The following is a 24,961-nucleotide window of genomic DNA, read 5'->3' on the forward strand; positions in this document are numbered from 1 at the left end:
CGAACGGTTGCGTTGGCCTGCGGGCGCGGCAGGTATTCACGTCACTGAAGGGTAGAAGGCTTTGGCCCTGGTTGCCTGATGGGCGCAACACCGACATCAATGATGTGCACGGCCCCCGCTCAACGCTCTACCGGCCAGATACCCGAAGGTCATCCCAGGGCCAAGGGTAATGCCGCCGCTCGGGTAGTACCCACCCATCACGCTGTGCATGTCGTTACCCACTGCAAACAACCCGGGTATCGGCTGCCCTGCGTGGTCCAGTACGCGGGCTGAGGCGTCTGTGTCCAGGCCGGCGAAGGTGCCAAGGCTGCCTGGCAGCAGTTTCACCGCATGGAACGGCCCCTTCAGCAACGGCCGAAGCGACGGGTTGGGTGCCTGCTGCGGGTCGCCTTGGGCCCGGTTGTAGGCCGACGCGCCACGTAGAAAGGTAGGGTCTTCACCTTGTGCCGCATGATGGTTGAAGTCCGCCACCGTGCGCTGCAACTGCTCGGCGTCGATCCCGCAGCGCTGCGCCAGTTGCGCCAGGGTAGCGCCACTGTGCAAATAGCCACTGCGCTGATAGAAGCGGGTAGGGAAGGGAAAGGGCTTGGCCCAACCGATGCCATAGCGCCGTTGCGCAGCATGGTCGCAGATCAGCCAGGCCTCCGGCTGCTCAGTCTGCGGCGTGGCGGCGAACAGCGCGTTCATGAAGTCGTGGTAGCAATCGGCTTCGTTGACGAAGCGCCGACCATCGCGGCGCACGGCGATGAAACCGGGCTTGGCACGGTCGATCAGGTGTGGGAAATGGCCGAAATGGCCATTGCGGCGCGGTACCTGCGATACCGGCGCCCAGGCGCCCCCGTGGGCGCCTGCCGCAGACACCCGCCCACCCGCCTGTTCGCCCAGGCGCAAACCATCACCGCTATTCTCCCTGGGCGCAGCGGAGTAATGCTGGTCACCGTCCGGCGCGTGCGGTATCAGTTGCGAGATACGCTGGCGATCATGTGGGAAGCCACCGCAGGCCAGCACCACACCACGCCGTGCGTAGATCGTTTGGCCATCGGCAAACAGCGCGCCGTTGACCCGTTCTTCGCACAACAACAGACGGCTGGCCGCTTTCTCGGTCAGCAATGTCACGCCACGATCAAGGGCGCTGCGCAGCAGGCGCGCCACCAGCGCGTTGCCATTGACCAGATGCAGGCCGCGACGGTGCAGCAGCAGGTCTCGGCCATGGCGCAACAGGCGCTTGCCAACATGCAGCGCTGCCTTCGGCGAGCGTGTGGCGTTGAAGAAGGCAGCCATGTCGGCACCTCCGGCAATGCCCATGCCGGCCAGGCTGACGATGTCCAGCGGTGGGCGTAACGTGTGCAGCCAAGGCCCTAGCCGTCGCCCGTCGTAAGGTAATGCACACAGCGAGCGACCACCGCGTGCACTGCCATCGCCTTCACGCATGTCGGGCATACGGCTGCCGCACTGGAACTGCACGGCAGTGTGTTGCTGGAAGAACGCCACCATTTCCGGACCATGGCGCAGGAAGGCGCGTTGACGCGGGTCCAACTCGCGGGTGTGGGTTTGCGCACGCAAATAGCGCTCCGGGGCATCGTCGGCTTCGACGATGCCTTCGGCGATGGCCAGAGGGTTGCGCGGTATCCACAACCAGCCCCCCGACCAGGCGCTGGTGCCGCCCAGCTGGCTGGCTTTTTCCGCGACGACCACTGTCAGGCCATGATGCGCGGCGGTTACGGCGGCAGCCAGGCCAGAGGCGCCGGAGCCGATGATGAGTACGTCACATTCAAGGGGGGGCATGGAAGGGGTCCGCTCGGCTGTTGGAAGAGGTGGCGTGTGGCTTACTGCAGCGGTGAGAAACCGGTCGGGCGCAGCAGCCGCGATTGCAGGCGCAGTACCGCGCCCAGCTCGCGGTTGCGTCGCGAGAATTCCGCCCAGCGTGAGTCTGCCGCCATGGCTGCGCGGCGCGCCATGCGGTCGTCGAGGCTGGCATAGCCCCAGATGTGCACCACTTGGTTGACGTCGCCGAACTCGCTGGTGAAGAAGCCCACCAGGTTGCCCAGGTGTTCGCTCTGCACCTCGAGTGCGTGGCTTTGGTACAGGGCCAGCCAGTCGGCCATTTTCAATGGGTCGAGGGTGTAGGTTCTCAGTTCGTAGTACATGCCGGTTTCTCCGTAGGGGTAGCCGGCGCCTGCAGGCGCGCGGTGATGTGGTTGGCAGCAAGCCAGCCGAAGGTGAGGGCAGGGCCCAGGGTGATGCCGGGGCCGGGGTAGGTGCCCTTCATCAGTGAGTTCATGTCGTTGCCGACCGCATACAGCCCGGGAATGGGCAAACCGCTGCGGTTCAGCACGTTGGCATCGGCGTTGGTCACCAGGCCACGGGCTGAACCGAGGTCGCCGGTGTGAATGCGGATGGCATAGAACGGCCCCTTGGTCAGGGGTGCCAAGCATGGGTTGGGCGTATGTTGCGGGTCGCCCATGTAGCAGTTGTAACTGTTGCCGCCTTTGCCAAATGCGCGGTCGATGCCATTGCTGGCATCGCTGTTGAACTGTGCAAGTGTTTGCGCAAACACCTGTGGATCGACGCCGATGGCCAGGGCCAGTGCCTGCGATGTGGTGGCCCGATACAGGTAGCCTGCGTCGATCAACGCCTGGTTGTTGACGGGCTTGGGCCGCGCCAGGCCAAGCCCGTACCGGTTCATTGCTTCGGCATCGCAGACCAGCCAGCAGCTGGCAATGCCTTTGGCGAACATGGTGTGCACGAAGTGGTGGTAGGAGTCGGACTCGTTGACGAAGCGCCGCCCGGCTTGGTCTACCGCAATCACGCCCGGCTTGGCGCGGTCGGTGACCAGGTGCGGGAAGCGCTCACGTTCACCATCGGCATGACGCAGTTCGGAAACCGGTGCCCAGAAAAAGTTGGCCGCCAGGCTCTCGCCCTCGGCTGCTGCCACGGCCTGGGCAAGGCGCAGGGCGGCTCCGTCGTTGGCCGGTGGTGACATGGTCAGGTGCGGCGCCTTTTGAGCAGGGCGGTAGCCGGCGGCCATTGCGCCTGCTGCGAATCCGCCCATGGCGCACACCACGCCACCACGGGCCATTACCCGCTCACGGCGGCCCTCGCGCTGTACGACCACGCCCGTGATCACGCCGTGCTCGGCGATCAGCTCCACGGCTTCGCTGCGCAACCACAACTGCGTGCCGTGGGCGAAGGCGCTGGTGGCCAGGCGGGCGATCAATGCGTTGCCGGTGGTAAGCCGGGTGCCGCGTGGGTGCTGCAGGCGGTCGCGCGCGTAACGCGCCATCAGCTTCAGGCAATGCCACAGCGACTTGGGTGAGCGGCGAATGCTGAGGAAATGCTGGATATCCACCCGGTTGACCATCATGCCGCCGAACAGCAGCATGCCGGGCGGTGGCATCTGCAGGTCCTTGAAGCGTGTGCCCAGGTGCTTGCCGTCGTATTCGACCATTTCCAGCGCCCGGCCGAACTGAGTGGCGCCGGGTGCATCCGGGTAATAGTCGGGCGAGAGTGGGCGCAGGGCATAACGCAGTTCGGTGTTCTGCTCCAGCCAGCGCAGCGCTTGGTGGCCATGCTCGATGAAGGCATCGCCCAAGGCGGGATCGTAGCCGTCGCCGATGACCTGCTTGAGGTAGGTGCGCATTGCCTCGGGGGAGTCCTTGGCGCCGGCGTCACGGGCTTGGTCGGTGCCGTACAGCCACACCGCGCCGCCAGAAATCGCCGAGGTGCCGCCAAAGCGTTCGGCCTTTTCCACCACCAGCACCTTCAGCCCGCGGCGGGCCGCGGTGGCGGCAGCGGCAAAACCACCGGCACCGCTGCCCAGCACAACCAGGTCGAAGCTGTTGTGTGTGTGCTCCAGAGTCGTCATGGCTTCAGATCTCCAACGGTGTGACGCCCATGAAGGCGCCAAGGTGGCCCAGTTGGGCGAAGGCCATTTCCGGGCCAGTCTGGATCCTGCAACCTACTTGCCGCGCGCGGTTCAGCAGCGGGGTTATCTCGGGTGAGGTGACCACGTCGGCGACCAGGGTGTCTGGCTGCAGGGTCGCCAGCAGGGCGGCGGACAGCGGCAGCTCTGCGCGGGTGCCCATGCCGACTGGGGACGCGTTGGCCACCAGGTCGAAGTCTTCCAGCCCACAGAACTGTGTGCTGACCGTGAGCCCGGGGAAGCCGTTGCCGAGCAGTTCGCATACAGCACCCATGCGTGCTGTGCTGGGGTCGCTGAGGGTAATGCTGGCGATCCCTGCCTCAGCCAGTGCATAGGCAATGGCACTGCCAACACCGCCGCAACCGATCACCAGTGCCCGTTTGCCCGCCGGCTCGAAGCCATGCTTGTGCGCAGCGCCGAGGAAGCCGACGCCGTCCACGTTGTCGCCCAGCAGGCGTCCGTCGCGCTCGCGACGTATCACATTGACCGAACCCAGGGCAGCTGCGCGCTCGCTCAGGCCGTCCACGCGGTTTGCCAGCGCCTGCTTGTAAGGCACGGTGACCACGCAACCGCGCAGGTTCTGCCAGCCACGCAGGGTATCCGCAAAGCTGTCCAGCGCCGCCTCGTGCAGGTCGAAGGGCAGCATGGCGAGGTTGCAGTTGTTGTGGTTGAACCAGGTGTTGAAGTTTTCCGGAGACTTCACCTGGGCGATGGGCGAACCGACGATGGCGACCAGTTCAGTGGAACCTCGAATCATGCTGACCTCCTTATTGGCGTTGTTATGGAGGCAAGGGTGAGGCAGAGGGACGCGTGCAACAATGCGTCAAGCGGCCACTTAATGCGATAATCGCAGTCATGATCCGGTTATCGCAGTAATCGGCTGTTTTTGTTCCTCTGGTAGCGAGTCGAATGCATGAACACACCCGCCATCCATCCCCGTGACTTGATCGCGGGCTTGCAGAAAGGCCTGGCGCTGATGCAACTGTTCAGCGCCGAGCAGCCGCGCCTGAGTGTGCCGCAGGCGGCCAGGTTATCTGGCCTTACGCCCAGTGCGGTGCGGCGGTTTCTGCTGACCTTGGTGCACGAGGGCTTTGCCGAAACTGACAGCCGGGAGTACTGGCTGACCCCCAAGGCCTTGCGCATCGGCCAGGCCTATGTGGACTCGGCGCAACTGCCGCGCATGCTGCGGCCGATTGTTGAACAGGTGGCGCGGCAGACCCAGGAGCACGTATCGGTGGGTACCCGCGATGGCGATGAGATCATTCATCTGGTGCGTAGCCGGTATAGCCATGTGGCGTCTTTGTCGATCAGGCCGGGCTCGCGGGTACCCATGTATTGCACGGCCGGCGGGCGTGTCTGGCTGGCCTGGCTGGATGAGGGGGAACGGGACGAATACTTTGCCCGTCAGCCGCTGCGGGCGTTGACGCCTTACACACTGACAGACCGGGCGCAGCTGGACGCTGAGCTGTTACGCGTGAAGGGGCAGGGGTTCTGTATCGTTGATCAGGAATATGAAATCGGTATGCGGGTGCTGGGGGTGCCATTGCTGGGACGGGCCGGTCAGTTGAAAGCGACGCTGACCATCACGACTCATGCTTCGCGGTTGAGTATTGATGAGATACGGTTGCGGTATTTACCGACCCTGTATGAGGCACAGGCGTTGCTTCGGCCAGTGCTGGATTGACGCAGACATGGCGCAGTCGGCGGGCTGGCGCCATGGATGTGAGAACGGGTCACCCGGAAAGGTGGCTTTGCTCGCCTTTTGGGCCGCTGGACGGCCCAAACCTGTTGACAGGCAGGCTTCAGCATCCGGCTCGGTGGCCGGGAGTGGCTTTCAATCAATGAGCCAACCCTGGTCCCCCTCGATCAAGGTCCCTCCATGACTGGTAGTGTCACCCTCCCTTGCTGCGGGGTGGCCCTCGATGATCGTGCAGGCAGCGCCGGTTTCGATAACGGCGCCACAACTGATGCGATCGCCCATACGAGCGACGGCCTTGCCATCCACGAATGTTGCACTTGCGCCGGTTTCCACAGTGCCTTCGCCATGTAGCGGGCAGCTATGACGATGGCCTACCAGTACGATGGGTTTCATTTGCGCTTCCTTTTGCCGGGTTGAATGGGGGCTTCCTCAAATGCTTCGGGTGGCGGTGGCGCTGCTCGGACGTTGAACAGGCGGCAGATGCCGTACCAGCAAATGGCGACGGAGAGGTTGTAGGGAAACAGCACGGCCCAGAACGGCAATTGCCAGTTCTTTTTGCCCTGCATTTCACCGGGCTCGCCGGTTCGCCAGGGGGCATAGTGGCGCCAGGCTTCTGCCGGGGTCAGGCAGATGGCGTGGAGTGGCTTGTGCCACCAGTTGGGTTCACCGGGCGGGGGGAGTTTGTCCGGGCCGTGGTCCATGAAGTGGCGCAGGTATTCCCACACTTCGGCGACATGCTTAACGCCGGGTTCGGTGGGTTCGTTGCTGTCCACCCACAGGCAGTCTTTTTGGTGCAGGCTGCCGTCTTCCCGGCGGGGGGCGAAGGCGAGGGCATAACTGGTGCTGAATGATGAACCGCCGTATTCGGTGCGTTTGAAGATGCCACCTCCGGTGTTAGCCCATTCGAATACGAGTACCTTGTTCAAACGTTGGTAATAGATTTTTTGGGTTGACCGATTGAAGCAGAAACTTGATAAGCGTTTTATGAAATATATTCGATAAATAAGGAATGGAAGGAAGGTGAAGGGGGCGAGTGTGAAGCCGGACATTAATATGGGGTTGGAATTAAAGTAGCCTAGGAATTCTCTGCCAAATAGATTTGGGTATAAGCCGATTATTAATGATAGGATCATTGTGCAGTACAGTTTCCCCATGAATACAGAATCGGATACCCAAGGATTTCGCAGACATAAAGTGTTTTTTGATAAGTTTGATGCTTGCCCGCCAATAGCGGGCTTATACCCTGAAGCTGACGTTGAATTGAATATCCAGATGGTTGCCATGATCAGCGCTCCAGACGAAAAATTGACAGGGTCTCATTGTCTTCGTCCAGGCCTTGATTGGCGCTGTAAGCTAGATGCAGTGAGATATGTTCTTGGTTGGTAAGCGTGTTCTCGAAATGCAGAACCAGGCCAGCACCTACGATGTGGCCGGTCGGGGCAATTGGGAATACGTCCATTCTTTGATCATCATGGAGGGAGCTCAAGCTTCCTGACCATTTGCTTACGCCTAACCTGAAGCCAGGTAGCAGGACTGTGAACTCAACGGTTGGTTGAAATGTGCCTACTTCGTTATGTGTGATAGCTGTCCAGTTTGGCGGAGACCAGTGATTGTTTTGATTCCATCTTGTATCGACTTTGGTTATGCCGAGTGTAAGGGCTTGCTCAGCTGAAATTAGCTTTGGTCCAAAATTCTCATCATGCCAAGCTTTGATTTCTGCATGCAGCGATGGGAATGCAGGCAGTTTTTTTTCATGGTCCAAGATGATTTCAATGCGGATTTCTCCATCGTTAATACGATTGCCGAAGATGCTACGTGCTGCCCAAAGTTCAATAGGGCTGTGAAGATGTTCCTGTGCCTTGGCATGTAGGCAGAGCCCCCCTGCAATGATTGCAATACCTACGAGTACAAGTGCAGCTGCTGCCCATCCAGCGAAGGGAACAATGGATGTCACGCCCGCAACTGCAAGTCCTGCTTCAAGGGCAACAACAGAGCCAGTAGCCATCGTTACCCCGCCGGCCAAGGTGTATCCGCCTGCAGTTGAATTACCACTGTCGAGTTGGCGCATTCCCTTAGATAGGTCAGAAAATAGGCTAAATGCAATCGCCGGGTAACCGGCTAAACGCGCAAACAGATTGCTACTCAAAAACTTGATAACCCCATTGCCAAAGGCCATACCCGGCGCTGTGGCACTTAATCTCAGCATGACGGCCTTTTGCGTTGCCCGTACGCTGACCAACGTCGCTGCCGCTGCCCCGATCACCCCGAAAACAGATGAAGCTAACCCCAGGGTATATTCCGGTGCATCGCTCTTTTGCAGGCTGTTGTAAGCCGTCTTGAGCGATAAGATGTTGAACCACAGCATCCCCGCGTTTAAACCACCCCCACCGCCGGAAGTGAGCAACCCAAGGAAGTTAGGTTTCACGCGCGCAGTGGTGGTCAGCTCGATGGACACCGTGCGGCTACCCGAAATGCGCAACGCTTTCATCTCTTCAACCTGCGCCATGCCGCTCTTCAAATACCGCTGCACCTCCTGGCTAAAGGGATTTTCGGTAATGGCCTGCTCGGTGATTCGATAGCGCGCCGCCAACAACCCCAGCGCTTTCTCGGCATTGGCCTCACGCGCTGCCAGCAACACTTGCCGCCGCAGGCCATGGCTGGCATCCCAACGGGTTTGGCCACGCAGGCGCTTGAGCACCACGGTATTGACCGACTGGGCGGTGAGGTCAGTGATGTCCGCCATGGCCGGGAAGCGACCAGCCAGCCCTTCGATCACGTTGTCGCTGGCGCCGAACAAAGAGCCGATCGAATCGGCTTTGTCCTTGAACGGGTTGAACGGCGCCAAGGCGGTGTAAAGCGGGCTGTCGTGCTGGTCCAGCCATTGCTCCAGGCGTTTGAAACGCCGGTCATGATCTTCGGTGCCGGGTGTCGGCTGGCCCATCGGGTGGATCAGCAACGCCAGTGAAATTTCCAGACCGCGGGCGGAGGTGCGTTCGTCGCGGTCGTAACAGGCCAGTGCCGCAGCCAGGCTGTAGGGGTTATCAATGTGTTGGGATTCGGCCGTCGCCAGCCAGGCGTCATGATCGTTGCTGGCTTGCAAGGCCAGGTTGCGCAGGGCGGCAATCCGCCGTTCCAGCGCGTCGCGTTCGGCGAGGAAGCGCCGGTATTTGTCGACATCGAGGCGCTGTGCCAGGCGCGCGCCATTAGGGGAGTAATCTTCATGGGTGAGGGCCTGGAAATGGGACTCGGCCGGCGACAGGGCAGGCCCCCGGCGTGACGTGCCCAGCCTGAACGCGGCCAGTTCCGGTGAAGGTGCGTCCGCCGGGTACAGGCTTTCCAGCGTCTTGTTCAGCAGCATGGCGACCAGGTTGCGATGGTGAAAGTCGCGGCTCTGCGGGCTGAGCTGTTCGGCATCCAGCCGGTAACACGCTGGCACGCGCTCCTGCTCGGGAGGTTGGGCGGGTTTTGTGTGTTCCAGTTGCTCGGCGGGCATCAGGTCACGCAGTTGATGCTGGTAGGCCGAGACCGACAGGCTCAGGTCCAGGGCCATGCCTTCGGCGTCGGCGAGCGCCACCACCACTGGCACTTTCGGCTGGGTCCAGGGGTAGTGGCGGGCGATGGCATTGAGGTTGCCGATGGGCAAGGTTTCGATGACCGGGTCGCTGCTCCAGGTCAGCGGCATGCGCCGCTCGGTTGGCTTGAAGTCTTCGACCCAGGTTTGCAGGGCACTCACTGGCAACACATGGGGCTGGGTGGACGGCGCCGGGTTGCCGCTCACCAGCTCGGCCATGTCCAGCTGGCGCATGTGCCGTTTGCGCAGGGCTGCCGAACCGGTGATACGGGCGGTGATGGCGTTGGTCCACAGGTGCGGGCTGTAGCCGATCCACACTTCCTTGGCCGTGTCCTGGCAGGTGTCGGCCCACACCCAGCCCGTGCTCTGGCCAGACAGGTAGCGCTCACGGCGGTGGTAGTCCTCCAGCCCTTGGTAGCGCAGCTCCTTGTAGAGGCCCGCGCCGACGTGCTCATGAATGACCAGTTTTTCGCCCAGAGGGCCTTTCATGAACACGTAGACATAGCCTGGGCGCACAGCGCGGAGGGTGTAGGCCGAGTGCTGCAGCGTGGGGAAGCCTTGTTCCAGGTTGAAGCCTGCATCGGCATAGCGGCAGGCGGGGGCGTCGCCGGTGCGGGGCACGATGGCGTAGCGCACCGGCAGGATGGGCACGCGTGCGCTGCAGGCAGGGCCGGAGGTGGCGCTGCTGACGGAGGCATTGGTCATGCGAGCTCCTTGCTCAGAGAGACAGTCTTTTCGAACCAGAGACGCACTGCGGCAACTTTCAGTACTGACAAGACTGAAATGCCGTTATTCATACTGTGCTGGATTTCAGGCCCGACGCTATGCTGTAAGAAGTTTCCTACTTACTTGCTGAGATGAGTCGGCGATCAAGTATCTGGAGTTCAAGTGAAAGACAATGCCTCGATCGCTGCTTTTGGGTCGAGGCTGAAAGTGTAAGATTTTATTTGAATGTATAAGTATTGTGTTTGCGCAATATCGTGTGAAAAGTTGCGGTATTTTTGTAGGAAGTTTCGTACTTTGAGATTGTTATATGTTCAGTTTTTGCACTTGGCCATCACTACCTGGCAAGTCCTGGGCGTACCTCCCGAGCGGCTGGCATAACGCACGCAGTTATTCAGGGATTTCTGTCGCGCAATGCTCAATGTATTGCCCCAGGCCAGGCCGCCCTCTCCGGTAGTGGGGACGGCCTTGGCAAAGCAGTTGGAGCCCACTGCAGGCGTGGCGTAGCGTGCCTTGCTGGCGTTGCTGGAGCAGCCGGCGAGAGCCAGGCTGAGGCCGAGCAGGGTGGCCAGGGCCCAGTACGCGTTTGGTCTGCTCATGTATTCCCCTTCTGCGCTTGGCAGCAAATGCCTTGCAGGATATTTCATTACAGCGAAGCGGTGAACTATCGGGGCGTCAAGGGGCTCTTTGCTAAGCGCACCCTGCGCTTACCTGATGGCGCAAGACCATCAGCCCTGGGTCACTGAATGAAAAGGAGGCACCGTGACCGCACCTGATCAAACCCTTTACCGCTGTATGCCCAGCCCGCTGCATGCCCTGCTGCTGGCGGGCAGTGTACCGTTGTTCCTTGGCGCGCTGCTGAGCGATATCGCCTACTACAACAGCTACCAGATTCAGTGGAGCAACTTCGCCGCCTGGCTGATCGCCGGTGCCTTGGTGTTCTGTGGGCTGGCTCTGTTGTTCGCGCTGGCCAACCTGATCCGCGCCGAGCGCAAGGGCGGGCGCGCTACGCTGTACTTCGTGCTGCTGCTGGTGACGTGGGGGCTTGGGCTGATCAATGCCTTTGAGCATGCCAAGGACGCCTGGGCGGTTATGCCGTCTGGGTTGGTGTTGTCGGTCATCGTGACAGTGCTCGCGGTGGTGGCCGCCTGGACCGGTTTGAGCAACCTGCGTTCAGGAGGTGTGGCATGAAGCCTTTGCATGCATTTAGCCTGTTGGGCGTGGCGCTATTGCTGAGTGCCTGTGGTGGCGACGGCGAGCCGACCCAGGCCCATGGCCCGGACCCGAAGTTGCCGGAGCCTCAGCGCGGCTTGCTGCCGAGCATGAAGATTGCGCAACCGGCTGCCTGGGGCGAACTGAAACCGACCGTGCCGGAGGGCTTCAGTGTCACCGCCATTGCCACCGGCCTGAAAATTCCGCGCCAGAGCCTGGTGCTGCCCAATGGCGACATTCTGGTGGCTGAGGGCCGGGGAGGCAGCGCGGCCAAGCTCAAGCCCAAGGATGTGATCGCCAGCCAGATCAAGGCCAAGGGCAATACCCAGGTCAAGGGTGGCAACCGCCTGACCCTGCTGCGCGATGCTGATGGCGATGGCAACTACGAGGTACAGGCCGTGTTTGCGGATAACCTCAACGCACCGTACGGCCTGGCCTATGCCAACGGCAAGCTGTATGTAGCCAACCAGGATGCGCTGGTGCGCTTTGACTACAAGGAAGGCCAGACCCAGGCCGACGGCCCGCCAACCAAGGTCACCGACCTGCCGGCCGAAATCAACCACCATTGGACCAAGGCGCTGACCATCAGCCCGGATGGCCGCTTCTTGTATGTGGGTATCGGCTCGAACAGCAATATCACCGAGCGCGGCCTGGAGGTGGAGATCGATCGGGCCATGGTCTGGCAGGTCGATGCCGAGACCGGCGCACACCGGCCCTATGCCACCGGCTTGCGTAACCCGACAGCTTTGACCATCCAGCCGCAGACCGGGCAGTTGTGGACGGTGGTCAACGAGCGGGATGAGCTGGGCCCCGACCTGGTGCCGGACTACCTCACTTCGGTACGTGAAGGGGGCTTCTATGGTTGGCCTTACAGCTACTGGGGCCAGCATGTGGATGAGCGGGTGCGGCCGCAGAACCCGGACAAGGTGGCGGCGGCGATCAAGCCGGATTACAGCCTGGGTTCGCATGTGGCTGCACTGGGTGTGGACTTCTCGTCCTCGGCAATGGGCGAGCGCTTTGCAGACGGTGTGTTCGTGGGCGAGCACGGCAGCTGGAACCGGCCCAACCCGGTAGGTTACAAGGTGATTTTCGTGCCGTTCAGCAATGGCAAGCCTGCTGGGGAACCCATCGACTTCGCCACGGGCTTTCGCGGTGAGGATGGCAAGACCCGGGGGCGACCGGTTGGGGTGACGGTGGACCCGCGGGGAGCGTTGATCATTGCCGATGACCTGGCGAATACGGTGTGGCGGGTGACGCGTAATCGCTGAATGCTATCTGATCAAATCGTCAAAGCTAGCTGGCGATGGGCCGCAGAGCGGCCCAATTGCTGACTGACAGGCATTGCGCGTGGGTCAGAAGCGGTAGTTGAAGCTGGCTTCCAGCGTGCGCGGTGCCCCTGGGGTGATCAGGTCGACCGAGCCATGTGCCGAGGCATAGTAGTCACGGTCAAACACGTTCTTCAGGCGCAGCGCGGCATCCCACTGCGGCACGCTGTACAGCAGCGCGGCGTCGAAGGTGGTATAGCCTGGCATCACCACCACATTGTCGAGCGCTGTGTAGCGTTCGTCGACGTAGTTGGCTCCGGCGGCCACACGCCACTCTGGTGTCAGGGTACGTACCAGCCAGACGTTGGCGCTGTTGCGCGGCGTCAGGGTAGGGGTCTGGCCTTCGTTCGCCACGCCATTGGTCTTGCTGTTGGACTTGGTGATTTCGGCGTCCAGGTAAGCGTATCCGGCATAGATTTGCCACTTGTCGGTGAGATGCCCGCTGACGGTGGCTTCAAAGCCATCGGTACGCTGTTCGCCAGCCAATACGGTCAGGTTGGGGTTGGCCGGGTCGGCAGTCTTCATGTTGGTGCGCTCAAGGCGGAACACTGCGGCGGTCAGTGACAGGCGGCTGTCGAGCAGGTCCCATTTGGCGCCGATTTCATAGTTGGTGGTTTCTTCCGGCTCCAGGTGCTGGTTGCTCGGGCTCACCGCGAACACTTCGCCCGAAGGCTGATAGCTGCGGCTGACCGACACGTAGTAGGACTGGATGGCGTCTGGCTGGTAGACCAGACCCGCACGCGGGCTCCAGGTCTTGTCGGTACGATCCAGGTCGATGTTTTGCACGCGGTCGTCGTCGTACTCCTGGCCAAAGATGTCATAACGCACACCGACCAGTGCCTTCCAGTGCGCGTTCAGCTCGATCATGTCCTGCACGTACAGACCGGTGGTCTGCTGGAAGTTGGTGCCCTTGGAAGACAGGTTGGCGGCGTGTTCCGGTACCGGCACCAAGGCATCACGGTACACCGGCACCTGGGCCACGTTGGTCTGGCTCAGCACGCGCTGGTACTTGTCCTGAAAGCCTGCTTCCACGCCGTACAACAGGTTGTGCTGCATGCCGGCCAGTTGCGCTTGTTGCTTGAGCTCCGTCTGGTTGAACACGCCGTACTCATCGCGGGCGACGTTGCCACGGTTGAGCTTGATCAGCAGTTCACCGTCGGGCGCGGTGACGAAGCGCGTCGGGCTGCTGTCGGCCAAGGTGTTGTTGCGGTCCAGGTCGTAGCGGTAGTAACGGCTGGTGTTGGTCAGGGTGAAGTTGTCGTTGATGCGGTAGTCCAGGCTGGCTGTAAGCGAGAACACCTCGCTGCGGGCGTAATCCTGGTCCGCATCGCCAGAGCCAAAGCGCTTGTCGCGGTCCACGTCCACCGGGCGGTTGCCCAGGGCCGGGATGCCGAAGTCGATCAGGCGCTTGTCGTACAGGTAGGTGGCGCCCAGGTTCAGTTCCAGGTCGTCCGAGAGACGGAAGTAGGCCGACGGCGCGATGGCCTTGCGGTCGATGTAGCCATCATCGCGGAAGGTGTCGCTGTCTTCGAAGGCACCGGTCACGCGATAGGCCTGGTTGCTTTGCGGGTCGGCCCAGCCGGTGTCGAACTGGGTTCGGCGTTTGCCTTCGCTGTCGACGTTCATGCCGACTTCACGCTTGGGTGTGAAGCTTGGTTTTTTGCTGATGCTGTTGATCAGCCCGCCCGAGGAGCCACGGCCATACAGCACCGCGGCCGGGCCCTTGATCACCTCGACACGCTCGATGTTGGACAGGTCGCGAAAGTACAGGGCGTCGTCACGCACGCCGTCTATGTACATGTCGCCAATGGCGCTGAAGCCACGGATGGTCACCTGATCGCGTTGGCCGTCGCCGTTGGACAGGCCGATGCCGGGCACGTTCTTCAGCACGTCTTCCATGGACTGTGCGCCTTGGTCCTTGATCACGCTTTCGGGAACGACGTTGACGGTTTGCGGGATATCGCGCAGCGGCGCGTCGATCTTCATGGCGCTGCGGCTTTCACTGGCCTTGTAGCTTTGCTGCTCATAGACGCTGCTGACGGCGGTGGCCGGCAGGGCGAGGCTACTTTGCGTATCGGTTTGGGCGGCAGCGTGGACAGCAGGCACAACGAGCAGGCCCAGCATGGAAATGGATGCTGGGGCAACAGACCTTTTTGCCATTACAGGCGACTCTTTGTTGTTATCGGGAGTCACGAATAGTAATGATTTGCAAATGTAAAGCAAGTGTAAAGAATTCGTATTAGCTATAACGGTGATTTCGGCGACGAAATGCGTCGCCAACCGGGAGGGCCGGCAAGGCGGCCGGTAATGGCTATGCTTGTCAGCGCGTGAGCCTTTCACGCGCCTATTCGGACTTGATCACAGGGAAGCTCGCCTATGAACCCCATTCGTACTCTCGCTCGTGCTGTAGCCCTTGCCACGCTGGCCTCTGCTGCCAGCTTCACGGTACAGGCTGCCGGTATCCCCATCGGGAGCGAGGCGCTGGAAAGCCATGTCACCACACAGGTAACGGCTATCGACCTGGCCACCCGCCAAGTCACGGTGAAAGGCCCTGACGAGAAGAAGGATGTGACGTTCCAGCTGACCGAAAAGGCCAAAGCGCTGCCCAACCTGAAAGTCGGTGACCAAGTCGACATCTACGTGACACGCGCCGTGGCCTATGTGCTCAATCCGGAAGTGGGTGGGGCGCCGAAAGCGACTGAAGAGTCCGGTACCATTCGTGCAACCGAGCAAAACCCCAACCCGGGCGGCGAGGCGTTCCGCCAGGTCAAGGTTACCTCTCAGATCAAGAAGATCGACCTCAAGACGCATGAGGTGAGCTTGTTGCCACCGGAGGGCAAGCTGCAGGTGGTCAAGGTCGAGAACCCAGACCTGCAGAAACGCATGAAGAACCTCAAGGTTGGCCAGACGGTTGACGCGATCTACACCGAAGTGCTGCGCGTCGAAACCTCGCGCTGACCTCGGCCGTTGCCGACCTCGGTTACTCGCCTACGATCGGCCGTTTGCGGTCCGGGCAGGCTGGTGCCGGGGAGAGGGCCTCAGTAGCCGGCGGCTTCGATCAAGGCCTGGGGCTCTGCACGATAGGGGTAGTCGACTTGTGGTGTGTCACTGCCGCAGGCTTCGGGTAGCCCGGGTCTGGATGCGCTGTGAGGCCTTGCAGGCCGGGGGATGGCGCTGAAACAGCTGAAGTACCCAGTCGGGGCGGGTCTTGCTGGCATCGTTGAGCCAATTGGCGACTGAGTCCTGGGCGTATTTCTCAGCTTCGGCCAGCAGCGGTACCAGCAACGGCTCGGCCACTTCTGGTTGTTGCTTGAGCGTGGCAATGTGCTCGCACCAAACGCCGCGCGGGCGCAGGATCTCGATGCAGAACCGACGTACCAGCGGGTCTGCATCGCCGGTATGGCGGCCGAGTAGCGCCAGGGCCGCTTCAAGATGCTGGGCCAGGCGCGGGCGCAGGGCAATCCATGCCCATTCACGCACGCCGAAGTGCTCATCGCGGGCGAAGCGAAACTGCGCCAGCAGGGCATTTTCCGCAGGCTGCGAGCGTGACAGGTACGCCTGGGCGAACGCTGCCCAACTGCGCACGGTATCGGACGGGTGCGTGCAGCATTGCTCGAACACGTGCTGGCGCAACGACTCGGCGGCTTGCTCCAGCCACTTGCCCAGCGCCAGGCCAATGGCCGCCACTTTTTTTGACAGGCCCAGTGCCTGGACCTGGTCCGCACTGGCAGCGAGGTGCTCAACCAATGCTGCTGGCAGTTGGCCTGTCAAGGCGTTGACCAATGCGGCTTGATCCACCGCCAGGCATTCGGCCAGGTTGCGGGTTGGCAGTTGGCCAAGGTCGATCAGGGACTTTCGGTCGTCGCTCATGGCTAAGGCTCCATGGCAGTGGCACGGTGCAGTCGATTGCCGGCCAGGCGCACGCCGGCCGGAAGGAATGTTTCAGTATGCAGGGTACGAATAGTTCAAGTGCAGGATTTTGATTTCTATCAGTACTGGGGCATGCAGCATCATGGTTGCCATCGATACCTTGGATGAGGACTGCCATGTTCAGTAAATCAATGCTTCTGCTGGCGCTTCCTGCGGCCATGGCGTTGCTTGCCGGTGCGGTGTTGCCGTTTCAGGCTGCCGGCAATGCTGCAGTAGGCCGGGCCCTTGGGCACTGGCTGTGGGGGGCTTTCACATCGTTGACGGTGAGCATGCTGGTGGTGATCGCTGCGTTGCTGATTATCCGGGTACCGGCGCCAGACATGGGCAAGGCCTTGCAAGGGCCCTGGTGGTTATGGATTGGAGGCGTGCTGGGGGCACTGTATGTAGCCGGCGCCGCAGCACTCACCCCGAAACTTGGCGCAGCAGGGTTCCTGGTACTGGTGGTGGCAGGGCAGATCATCACGGCAGTGCTTGCCGACCACTACGGGGCGATGGGGCTGGGTGGCAAGCCGCTTAGCCTGGCCAGGCTGGCTGGTGTGGTGCTGATCCTGTGCGGAGTGTTGCTGGTACAGGGCCCTTGGGCAACGGCGTCAGCGGCCCATTCCACGGCAGCTGTAAAGGGGCAAGAAAACTGATCAGCGCCCTGCTTGGCTGCAGGCCCAGACGGTTTCGCGCAGCCAGCGGTGCCCGGGGTCACTGTCCTTGCGGTTGTGCCAGGCTTGCTGATAGTCGAACGAGGGGATGGCCAGTGGCGGCGTGAACTGGCGCAGTGTCCTGTGCTGGCGCAACGACCCCACGGCGCGGCTGGCCACCGTCAGGATCAGGTCGGTGCCGGCCAGCACTTCGACCGCAGCACTCCAGTGTGGCAAGGCCAGGGCAATACGGCGTTGCAGGCCCCGGGCGGCCAGTGCGCGCTCGATTTCATCGAAAGCATCCGGGCGCATGGCCATCAATACATGTGGGCGTGCCAGCCAGTCTTCCAGGGCCATGCCGCCGCTGGCAGGCAGGACCTGGCGATCGGCAACGCTGATGAAGCGATCGGCAAACAGGGGCTGGGCGGTGATGTCCTGAGGCAGTTCGGGGAACAGGCCCAGGGCCAGATCCAGCTCGCCATCGAGCAACTGCGCCAACATGGTTTCACGGCTGGCCTGGCTGATGGCCAGGTCCACCCCGGGCGCGACTTGGCGCAGGTGGCGCAGCAGGTGCGGCAGGATGATGCGCGAGGCGTAGTCGGACAGCGACAGCCGGAACCGGCGCTGGGCCCGGGCTGGGTCGAACAGCGGGGTGGCCAACAGGCTGTCGAGATTGCTCAGTGCATCCTGTAGTGGCTGTGCCAGCGACTGGGCGCGGGCAGTGAGGACCATGCCGCCGCCTTGGCGTACCAGCAAAGGGTCGTCGAAGTGTTTGCGCAACTGCGCCAAGGCGTGGCTGACCGCCGGTTGGCTGCGGTGCAGGCGCAGGGCTGCGCGGGTCACGTGCCGTTCACTGAGCAGGGCATGCAGGGCGAGCAGCAGGTTGAGGTCGATCTTGCGCAGTTCATCCATCAGGTGAATGGCCTTGGTCAATTCTGGCGACTCGGATCAGCTTAACAAATGCTTGAGTCTTGCACGCGCATATAAGCTGCTGGCGATAGAGGCTTCTTCGCGGCACATGGATTCTACTAAATGGCTTTATGTTTGATCTGTAATTTACTGATAAAAAAGACTTATCTTCTTGCAGTTGCATGCTGAACACACTGTTCAAAGTAAGTCCGCTTTATCGCTTCAGGCTTGAGCCGCGAGCGGCTGTTGTACGTCTGCTCGGTAATACCGAAGGCAGTCATGCGCATCCAGGGTTTGGGGAATTTGCGTACCTGCAGCTTCTTGCGCGTGGCATACAAGGTCACCCCGGAAAGCTTGGCCTGTTGGGCCTCGGCGGCTATCTGCGCGCCCCAGCTGCAGGTGTGGCGATCGTTCTGGCTCAGTGCCCTGGCTTGGGCGCCGAAAGCGAAGGTGGCCAGCAGGCAGCCGGCCATCGTTGCTAGAAGTACTCGCATGTTGCTGTCCTAAGCATCTGAAAGAGAACGGAGTTTGCCTTCGCTTTGCGCAGCCGTGGGCCAGCAATTTGCCGTCAGGTTACAGCCATGCGCAGAGGGCTGGCCTCGGGCCTGCGCAGGCTTGTCCAGGCCAGGCTGGCAACCCAGAGCACCGAAACACCATAGTTAAGGCGTTGATAGAGGCCGAACAGCTGGCCACTCTGCGCCGCCTGGCCCATCAACGCGACGGTGATGATTGCCAACACCACGCAAGCCAGGGAAAGCAGCGCCAAGGCGGGGGAGCCGGCAATGCGGTTGCCCAGCCATGCCCATACGGCGCTGGCCAAGGTCAGTGAGAGGAACATCAGCAGACCAAACAGGTTATGCAGTTGCTGCGAGGTAGATGGCTGTGCCGGTGCACAGCCCTGGTCGCAAGGGAACCAGCCGGTGCCCAAACTGCCAATGCCATGCAGTAACACCAGGCCCGCACTCAGCAGCGCCAGCTTCGAGCTGCGCCAGCGCCGCACCAGGCCCCAGGCAAACAGGGCAAACAGCAGGGCCAGAGGGAAATTGTTGACCCGTGGCGACCAGCTGTGGGTTGGCGAACCGGCCGCGCCAAGCTGGCTCATGGCCTGTTGCAGGTGATCATAGCCAGGGTAGGCCTGAGCGGTGAGCCATACCCCCACCAGCAGCCAGAGGGGGATCAGCAGGCCACTGCCGAGCAAAAGGCGGTCGAGGGTTTTCATACTGCAGATTCCTTCCATGGATCAGTGAGCGTGAAGGCGTACAGTACAGACTCGCGCGGACCATGGGCCAGTGATTCTGCGCGTTTTTTCATGGGCCAGGGTCTGCAAAGAGGGGTAATAAATACCGCACGGGGTGTATGTGATCGTACAACTGCTTGCGCTATGATGAGCGCTGTCTTTCAAGGTGAAATACAGGGCAATGACAGAGCAGCAGGTACAGGCAAGGACCCGGCGCAAGCCGCGCAGTCTGGCCCAGGAACTGGTCACGGTGCTGACCGAACGCATTCGCAGCGGCCAGCTCAAGCGCGGCGACAAGCTGCCGACCGAATCGCAGATCATGGCCGAGGAGGGCGTCAGCCGCACGGTAGTGCGTGAGGCGATCTCGCGGTTGCAGGCCGCCGGGCAGGTAGAGACCCGCCACGGCATTGGTACATTCGTGCTGGATGCGCCGGCTACGGGCGGTTTCCGTATCGACCCGGCCACCGTGGTCACCCTGCGCGAAGTGCTCGCGGTGCTGGAGTTGCGCATTGCCCTGGAGATCGAGTCGGCCGGGCTGGCAGCCCAGCGGCGAAGCGACGAAGCCCTGGCCGGTATGCGGGCGGCGCTGGACGAACTCAACGAGGGGGCGGCCCACGCCACTGATGCGGTGTCGGCGGACTTCCAGTTCCACCTGCGCATTGCCCAGGCTAGCGGCAACCACTACTTCGCCGACATCATCAACCACCTGGGTACCAGCATCATCCCGCGCACCCGACTGAATTCGGCGCGCCTGGCCCATGATGACCAGGCGCATTACATGAGCCGCCTGATGCATGAGCACGAGGCGATCTATGAGGCGATTGCCCGGCGTGACAGCGAAGGGGCGAAGATGGCCATGCGCATGCACCTGAGCAACAGCCGCGAGCGCTTGCGCCAGGCGCATGAGGCGGCTGAAGCGCAAGGGACCTGAAGCCTTTGCTGCCAGTACTGGCCTCTTCGCGGGCAAGATAGCCCTGTAGGAGCGGGCTTGCCCGCGAAGAGGCCGGTACAGTCAAAAAGAAAAGCCCCGCCGTGCGCAGGGCTTTCTTGTTGCGTGCAACCGGTCAGATCGCCCCGTCACTCCACTGCCCGTTCACCAACCGCCGCAGCCCCAGCGGGTTGCCGTCGCGCAGTGCCTCAGGCAGCAGTGTCTGCGGGTAGTTCTGGTAGCACACCGGGCGCAGGAAGCGGTCGATGGCCAACGTGCCGACCGAGGTGCCACGCGCATCGGAGGTCGCCGGGTACGGGCCGCCGTGCACCATGGCATCACAGACTTCGACACCGGTCGGGTAGCCATTGACCAGGATTCGCCCGACTTTCTCCTCCAGCAGCGGCACCAGCCAGGCGAAGGCATCGAAGTCTTCCGCCTCGCCGATCAGCGTCGCGGTCAGCTGGCCGCGCAGGCCGAGCAGCGCGTCGCGCAGTTGGTCGTGGTCCTGCACCTCTACAGCCACGGTGGTGGGCCCAAACACTTCTTCCTGCAACAGCGGGTCGGACTCGACCAGCAGGCGTGCATCGGCCTTGAACAGCTGAGCGCGTGCCTGGTTGCCTTCCTGCGCCTGGCCGGCCACATGCTCGATACCGGCATGGGCATGCAGGTGTTCAAGGCCGCCAACGTAGCTGCGCAGGCCGCCAGCGTTGAGCATGGTTTGCCCGGCTTGCTGGTCCAGGTACTGGCCAAGGTCGGCGAGCAGCTGGCTGTACTGTGGTGACTGCAGGCCAATCACCAACCCAGGGTTGGTGCAGAACTGCCCGGCGCCCATGCACACGGACCCCGCCAACTCGCGGGCAATGGCCTCGCCACGCTTGGCCAGGGCGCCCGGCAGGATGATGACCGGGTTGATGCTCGACATCTCGGCAAATACCGGGATTGGCTGCGGGCGCTCAGCGGCCATGCGGCAAAGGGCATCGCCGCCTTTGAGCGAGCCGGTGAAGCCAACCGCCTGGATGGCGGGGTGCTTGACCAGCCACTCGCCCACGCCGCCACCAAATACCATGTTGAACACGCCCTTGGGCATGCCGGTCCGCTCAGCGGCGCGCACGATGGCGCAGCCGACCAGGTCGGCCGTGGCCATGTGCCCGCTGTGCGCCTTGAATACCACCGGGCAGCCCGCGGCGAGGGCGGCCGCGGTATCACCACCGGCGGTGGAGAAGGCCAGCGGGAAGTTGCTGGCCCCGAACACGGCGACCGGGCCCACGCCGATGCGCATCTGGCGCAGGTCTACGCGTGGCAGCGGTTGGCGCTCGGGCAATGCCAGGTCGATGCGCGCGCCGAGGAAGTCGCCGCGGCGCAGCACTTGGGCGAACAGGCGCATCTGCCCGCTGGTGCGGCCGCGCTCGCCCTGAATACGGGCGGCGGGCAGTGCAGTTTCGCGGCAGACGATGGCGACGAAGGCGTCATCCAGTTCGTCGAGTTCAGCGGCGATGGCGTCGAGGAACTCGGCCCGACGTGCCGGAGCCAGTTGGCGGAACTCGGCGAAGGCAGCGGCAGCGGCCTTGGCGGCCTGGTCCACTTCGGCTTCGGTGGCCTGGGCAAAGCTGTAGGGCAGGGCTTCGCCAGTGCTGGCGTCCAGGCTCTGCAGGCGCTGAGGGCCAGCGGCACTGCGCTGACCGGCGATGAAGTTATGGCCGAGGATTTCAGGCATGGGGTGCTCCTGTGGGATTGAGAGTGGCGTGTGTGAATGCGTGGTCAAGGCTGCGGCATCAGGTAATGGGCGCCGGGTTGAACAGGGTGATGTCGTTGTGCAACCGGTGTTGTTCGGCCCAGGTCTGCTTGCGGCCGCTGGCCACGTCCAGGTAGTAATGGAACAGCTCCCAACCCAGCTCCTCGATGGTCGAGCGACCACTGGCGATGCGACCGGCGTCGATGTCGATCAGGTCGGGCCAGCGCTGGGCCAGTTCGCTGCGGGTGCACACTTTGACCACCGGTGCCATGGCCAGGCCATACGGGGTGCCGCGGCCGGTAGTAAAGACGTGCAGGTTCATGCCGGCTGCCAGCTGCAAGGTGCCGCAGACAAAGTCGCTGGCTGGGGTGGCGCAGAAAATCAGGCCTTTGCGGTTGACCCGTTCGCCTGGGCCGAGCACACCCTGGATAGCGCCGCTGCCCGACTTGACGATCGAACCCAGCGATTTCTCGACGATGTTCGACAGCCCGCCTTTCTTGTTGCCCGGTGTGGTGTTGGCGCTGCGGTCGGCGGCGCCTTGCTGCAGGTAGCGGTCGTACCAGTCCATTTCGCGCACCAGCGCGTCGGCAACGTCCTGGTTTTCCGCGCGCGAGGTCAGCATGTAGATCGCGTCGCGCACCTCGGTCACTTCAGAGAACAGCACGGTGGCGCCAGCGCGGACCAGCAGGTCGGCGGCATAGCCCAGTGCCGGGTTGGCGGTGATGCCCGAGAAGGCGTCGCTGCCACCGCATTGCATACCGAGGATCAGTTCGCTGGCCGGGACCGTTTCGCGGCGGCGTTGGTCGAGCTTCTTCAGGCGGGTTTCGGCCAGGTCCATGATCTGCTCGATCATTTCAACAAAGCCAAGGCTGGCATCTTGCAGGCGGTACAGCCATGGGTCGCTGAGGTCCACCGAGGGGTCGTTGTCGTGCATCACCTGGCTGGCTTGCAGTTTTTCACAGCCCAGGCTGATCACCAGCGCCTCGCCGCCCAGGTTGGGGTTGCGCGCCAGGTTGCGCACGGTGCGGATCGGGATGTAAGCGTCGCGGGCGTTGATTGCCACACCGCAGCCGTAGCTGTGGGTAATGGCTACCACGTCATCGACGTTGGGGTATTTGGGCAGTAGTTCGTTGCGAATGCGCTTGACTGCATGTTCCAGCACGCCGGTCACGCACTGCACGGTGGTGGTGATGCCGAGGATATTGCGGGTGCCGACAGTGCCGTCGGCGTTGCGATAGCCCTCGAAGGTGAAGCCCTCCAGCGGCGGCAGCGGTTGTGGCACTGCATCGCAGCGCGGCAGGCTGTCCAGTTCCGGGGCGGCCGGCATGGCCAGCTGGCTTTCCTGAACCCAGCTGCCTTGGCGCAGGTCTTCCAGCGCGTAGCCGATGATTTGCCCGTAGCGGCGCACGGGCTCGCCCTTGGCGATGGCCACGGTGGCCACCTTGTGGCTTTGCGGCACGCCTTCGATCAGGGTCAGGCCGTCGGCGAAGCGGGCGCCTTCGCCCAAGCCGCCGTCGTTGACGACGACCACGACGTTGTCGTCGTCGTGCAGGCGGACGTAGCGGGGCGAGTCGGAATGTTCGATCAACTGCATGTTTGGGCCCTACTTGTCAGGTTCTCAGGCTTTTGTACATCCGCCCATGCCGGGTGACCCGGCGCGGGCGTGTTTTTTCAGTGACGGGAGCTGGCCAGTTCGCCGTCGGTGGCAGGCTCAGCGTGTGGCTTCGGGGCAGCATCACGCAATTCGATACGCTTGATGGGGCCGACGATAACCAGATAGCTGAATACCGCGACCAGCGCGTTGGCACCCACGTACACAAGCGCCCACTTGAACGAGCCGGTGGCGCTGATGATGTAGCCAATCACGATAGGGGTGGTGATCGACGCGATGTTGCCGAAGGTGTTGAACAGGCCACCGGACAGCCCGGCGATCTGCTTGGGTGAAGTGTCCGCGACCACCGCCCAGCCCAGTGCGCCAATGCCCTTGCCGAAAAACGCCAGCGTCATGAAGCCAACCACCATCCACTCGGCATCGACGTAGTTGCAGAACACCATGGTGGTGGACAGCAGCAGGCCACAGACAATCGGCAGTTTGCGCGAAAACGTCAGCGAGTTGCCGCGGCGCAGCAGCCAGTCGGAGATCACGCCACCCAGGACGCCGCCGATAAAACCACACACTGCCGGCAGCGAGGCGATGAAGCCGGCCTTGAGAATGGTCATGCCACGTTCCTGCACCAGGTACACCGGGAACCAGGTGAGGAAGAAGTAGGTGATGGCGTTGATGCAGTACTGGCCCAGGTATACGCCCAGCAGCATGCGGCTGGTCAGCAACTGCTTGATGTAACCCCATTTCGGGCCATCGCTGCCGCGCTTCTGGTCCATGTCGACCAGGCCGCCGTTCTGCTCGATGTGCTCGAGTTCGCTTTGGCTGATGCGCGGGTGTTGGCGCGGATTGTAGATGGTCTTCAGCCACACCATCGAGAAGATGATGCCCAGCACACCCATGACCACGAAAACGTGCTCCCAGCCGAAGCTGAACACGATCCAGCCCATGATCGGGGCGAACAGTGCAGTGGCGAAATACTGCGCCGAGTTGAAGATGGCCGACGCCGTGCCGCGTTCCTGGGTCGGGAACCATGCGGCGACGATGCGCGCGTTACCCGGGAAGGACGGGGCTTCGGCGAAACCGACCAGGAAGCGCAGGGTGAAGAGGGTGACCACCGCCCAGGCAACCGGCAGGCCACCGACAAAACCCTGCAGCAGGGTGAACAGCGACCAGGTGAAGATGCTGAAGGCGTAGACGTTCTTGGAACCGAAGCGATCGAGCAGCCAGCCACCAGGAATCTGGCCAGCCACGTAAGCCCATCCGAAGGCGGAAAAGATATAACCGAGGGTTACGGCGTCAATGCCGAGGTCTTTCTGCAGGCTGGAGCCTGCGATAGCAATGGTCGCGCGGTCGGCATAGTTGATCGTGGTCACCAGAAACAGCATGAACAGGATCAGGTAGCGCACATGCGTTTTCTTAGTCGCTTGCATGCTGGCAATACTCCCACTAGTTATTTTTGTGCGGGCTCACGAATTGTAACCGGAGTGGGGCAGGCCCACTCCGGGTGCGGCATCTGGCAGGCCGCGGGCAGC

Annotated in this window: 22 protein-coding genes; 6 read left to right on the forward strand and 16 right to left on the reverse strand. The window is 62.2% G+C overall.

From position 1 onward, the window contains the following. Window positions 1-96: 96 nt before the first annotated feature. Genes AC3WLP_RS12915 through AC3WLP_RS12930 form a run of 4 tightly spaced genes read right to left on the reverse strand, consistent with a single transcriptional unit; the run spans window position 97 to window position 4,679 of the window. The gene (locus AC3WLP_RS12915; RefSeq protein ID WP_088512750.1) at window positions 97-1,785 is read right to left on the reverse strand and encodes an FAD-dependent oxidoreductase; all 1,689 of its coding nucleotides are present in this window, start codon (window positions 1,783-1,785) and stop codon (window positions 97-99) included. 41 nt (window positions 1,786-1,826) lie between these two features. Next, a complete protein-coding gene (locus AC3WLP_RS12920) occupies window positions 1,827-2,147 on the reverse strand; it encodes an NIPSNAP family protein (protein ID WP_003250862.1) in 321 nt (106 codons plus the stop codon). Beyond that, entirely contained in the window at window positions 2,132-3,865 is a 1,734-nt protein-coding gene (locus tag AC3WLP_RS12925; RefSeq protein WP_088512749.1) for an FAD-dependent oxidoreductase, read from the reverse strand. Before AC3WLP_RS12925 ends, AC3WLP_RS12920 begins: the two co-directional genes overlap by 16 nt. 4 nt (window positions 3,866-3,869) lie before the next feature. Then, the gene (locus tag AC3WLP_RS12930) at window positions 3,870-4,679 is read right to left on the reverse strand and encodes a shikimate dehydrogenase family protein (protein ID WP_088512748.1); all 810 of its coding nucleotides are present in this window, start codon (window positions 4,677-4,679) and stop codon (window positions 3,870-3,872) included. Between the two features lie 156 nt (window positions 4,680-4,835). On the opposite strand from AC3WLP_RS12930, the gene AC3WLP_RS12935 reads away from it, so the two are divergent. After that, window positions 4,836-5,606, forward strand: a complete 771-nt coding sequence (locus AC3WLP_RS12935) for an IclR family transcriptional regulator (protein ID WP_003250869.1) — start codon at window positions 4,836-4,838, stop codon at window positions 5,604-5,606. Between the two features lie 150 nt (window positions 5,607-5,756). Here the strand turns inward: AC3WLP_RS12935 and AC3WLP_RS12940 are convergent, their stop codons facing one another. From AC3WLP_RS12940 to AC3WLP_RS12955, 4 genes are all read right to left on the reverse strand, one after another. Then, a complete protein-coding gene (locus tag AC3WLP_RS12940; RefSeq protein WP_012052799.1) occupies window positions 5,757-6,014 on the reverse strand; it encodes a PAAR domain-containing protein in 258 nt (85 codons plus the stop codon). Beyond that, the gene (locus AC3WLP_RS12945) at window positions 6,011-6,904 is read right to left on the reverse strand and encodes a DUF6708 domain-containing protein (RefSeq protein WP_012052798.1); all 894 of its coding nucleotides are present in this window, start codon (window positions 6,902-6,904) and stop codon (window positions 6,011-6,013) included. Before AC3WLP_RS12945 ends, AC3WLP_RS12940 begins: the two co-directional genes overlap by 4 nt. Before the next feature lie 2 nt (window positions 6,905-6,906). Further along, window positions 6,907-9,897, reverse strand: coding sequence for a T6SS effector BTH_I2691 family protein (locus tag AC3WLP_RS12950; RefSeq protein ID WP_492576160.1), 2,991 nt, complete (start codon window positions 9,895-9,897; stop codon window positions 6,907-6,909). A gap of 332 nt (window positions 9,898-10,229) precedes the next feature. After that, window positions 10,230-10,514, reverse strand: a complete 285-nt coding sequence (locus AC3WLP_RS12955) for a hypothetical protein (protein WP_003247660.1) — start codon at window positions 10,512-10,514, stop codon at window positions 10,230-10,232. A gap of 163 nt (window positions 10,515-10,677) precedes the next feature. On the opposite strand from AC3WLP_RS12955, the gene AC3WLP_RS12960 reads away from it, so the two are divergent. Beyond that, entirely contained in the window at window positions 10,678-11,106 is a 429-nt protein-coding gene (locus AC3WLP_RS12960; RefSeq protein ID WP_014756294.1) for a DUF2231 domain-containing protein, read from the forward strand. Then, window positions 11,103-12,395 carry a PQQ-dependent sugar dehydrogenase gene (locus AC3WLP_RS12965; RefSeq protein ID WP_012052795.1) on the forward strand — a complete coding sequence of 431 codons (1,293 nt, stop codon included), beginning with the start codon at window positions 11,103-11,105 and terminating at the stop codon, window positions 12,393-12,395. The genes AC3WLP_RS12960 and AC3WLP_RS12965 overlap by 4 nt, the downstream gene beginning before the upstream one ends. An 84-nt stretch (window positions 12,396-12,479) precedes the next feature. On the opposite strand, the gene AC3WLP_RS12970 is transcribed toward AC3WLP_RS12965, so the two are convergent. Further along, window positions 12,480-14,612: a TonB-dependent receptor gene (locus AC3WLP_RS12970; protein WP_012052794.1), complete on the reverse strand. Its 2,133-nt coding sequence runs from the start codon at window positions 14,610-14,612 to the stop codon at window positions 12,480-12,482. 216 nt (window positions 14,613-14,828) lie between these two features. Here AC3WLP_RS12970 and AC3WLP_RS12975 point away from each other — a divergent pair, with 216 nt between their 5' ends. Next, window positions 14,829-15,410: a hypothetical protein gene (locus AC3WLP_RS12975; RefSeq protein WP_003247673.1), complete on the forward strand. Its 582-nt coding sequence runs from the start codon at window positions 14,829-14,831 to the stop codon at window positions 15,408-15,410. A 147-nt stretch (window positions 15,411-15,557) separates the two neighbouring features. Here AC3WLP_RS12975 and AC3WLP_RS12980 read toward each other — a convergent pair whose 3' ends face one another. Next, window positions 15,558-16,322, reverse strand: coding sequence for a hypothetical protein (locus tag AC3WLP_RS12980; protein ID WP_012052793.1), 765 nt, complete (start codon window positions 16,320-16,322; stop codon window positions 15,558-15,560). A gap of 176 nt (window positions 16,323-16,498) precedes the next feature. On the opposite strand from AC3WLP_RS12980, the gene AC3WLP_RS12985 reads away from it, so the two are divergent. Next, complete coding sequence (locus AC3WLP_RS12985) at window positions 16,499-17,017, forward strand: DMT family transporter (RefSeq protein WP_012052792.1); 519 nt, start codon at window positions 16,499-16,501, stop codon at window positions 17,015-17,017. Here the strand turns inward: AC3WLP_RS12985 and AC3WLP_RS12990 are convergent, their stop codons facing one another. The 3 genes from AC3WLP_RS12990 to AC3WLP_RS13000 form a co-directional block, all read right to left on the reverse strand. Beyond that, on the reverse strand, window positions 17,018-17,926 hold the full coding sequence (locus AC3WLP_RS12990) for a LysR family transcriptional regulator (RefSeq protein WP_012052791.1): 909 nt from the start codon (window positions 17,924-17,926) through the stop codon (window positions 17,018-17,020). Between the two features lie 161 nt (window positions 17,927-18,087). Then, a complete protein-coding gene (locus AC3WLP_RS12995) occupies window positions 18,088-18,417 on the reverse strand; it encodes a hypothetical protein (RefSeq protein ID WP_012052790.1) in 330 nt (109 codons plus the stop codon). Window positions 18,418-18,491: 74 nt separating this feature from the next. Further along, on the reverse strand, window positions 18,492-19,142 hold the full coding sequence (locus AC3WLP_RS13000; RefSeq protein WP_012052789.1) for a DUF998 domain-containing protein: 651 nt from the start codon (window positions 19,140-19,142) through the stop codon (window positions 18,492-18,494). 199 nt (window positions 19,143-19,341) lie between these two features. Between AC3WLP_RS13000 and AC3WLP_RS13005 the strand changes: the two genes are divergently transcribed. After that, the gene (locus AC3WLP_RS13005; protein WP_003247694.1) at window positions 19,342-20,091 is read left to right on the forward strand and encodes a FadR/GntR family transcriptional regulator; all 750 of its coding nucleotides are present in this window, start codon (window positions 19,342-19,344) and stop codon (window positions 20,089-20,091) included. Window positions 20,092-20,224: 133 nt separating this feature from the next. On the opposite strand, the gene AC3WLP_RS13010 is transcribed toward AC3WLP_RS13005, so the two are convergent. The 3 genes from AC3WLP_RS13010 to AC3WLP_RS13020 form a co-directional block, all read right to left on the reverse strand. Then, window positions 20,225-21,805, reverse strand: a complete 1,581-nt coding sequence (locus AC3WLP_RS13010) for an aldehyde dehydrogenase (NADP(+)) (protein ID WP_003247696.1) — start codon at window positions 21,803-21,805, stop codon at window positions 20,225-20,227. Between the two features lie 58 nt (window positions 21,806-21,863). Continuing rightward, the gene (garD, locus tag AC3WLP_RS13015) at window positions 21,864-23,417 is read right to left on the reverse strand and encodes a galactarate dehydratase (protein ID WP_014756302.1); all 1,554 of its coding nucleotides are present in this window, start codon (window positions 23,415-23,417) and stop codon (window positions 21,864-21,866) included. 77 nt (window positions 23,418-23,494) lie between these two features. Continuing rightward, window positions 23,495-24,859 carry an MFS transporter gene (locus tag AC3WLP_RS13020; protein WP_003247701.1) on the reverse strand — a complete coding sequence of 455 codons (1,365 nt, stop codon included), beginning with the start codon at window positions 24,857-24,859 and terminating at the stop codon, window positions 23,495-23,497. Window positions 24,860-24,961: the final 102 nt, after the last annotated feature.

This window comes from Pseudomonas sp. FW305-E2 (genome assembly GCF_058782925.1).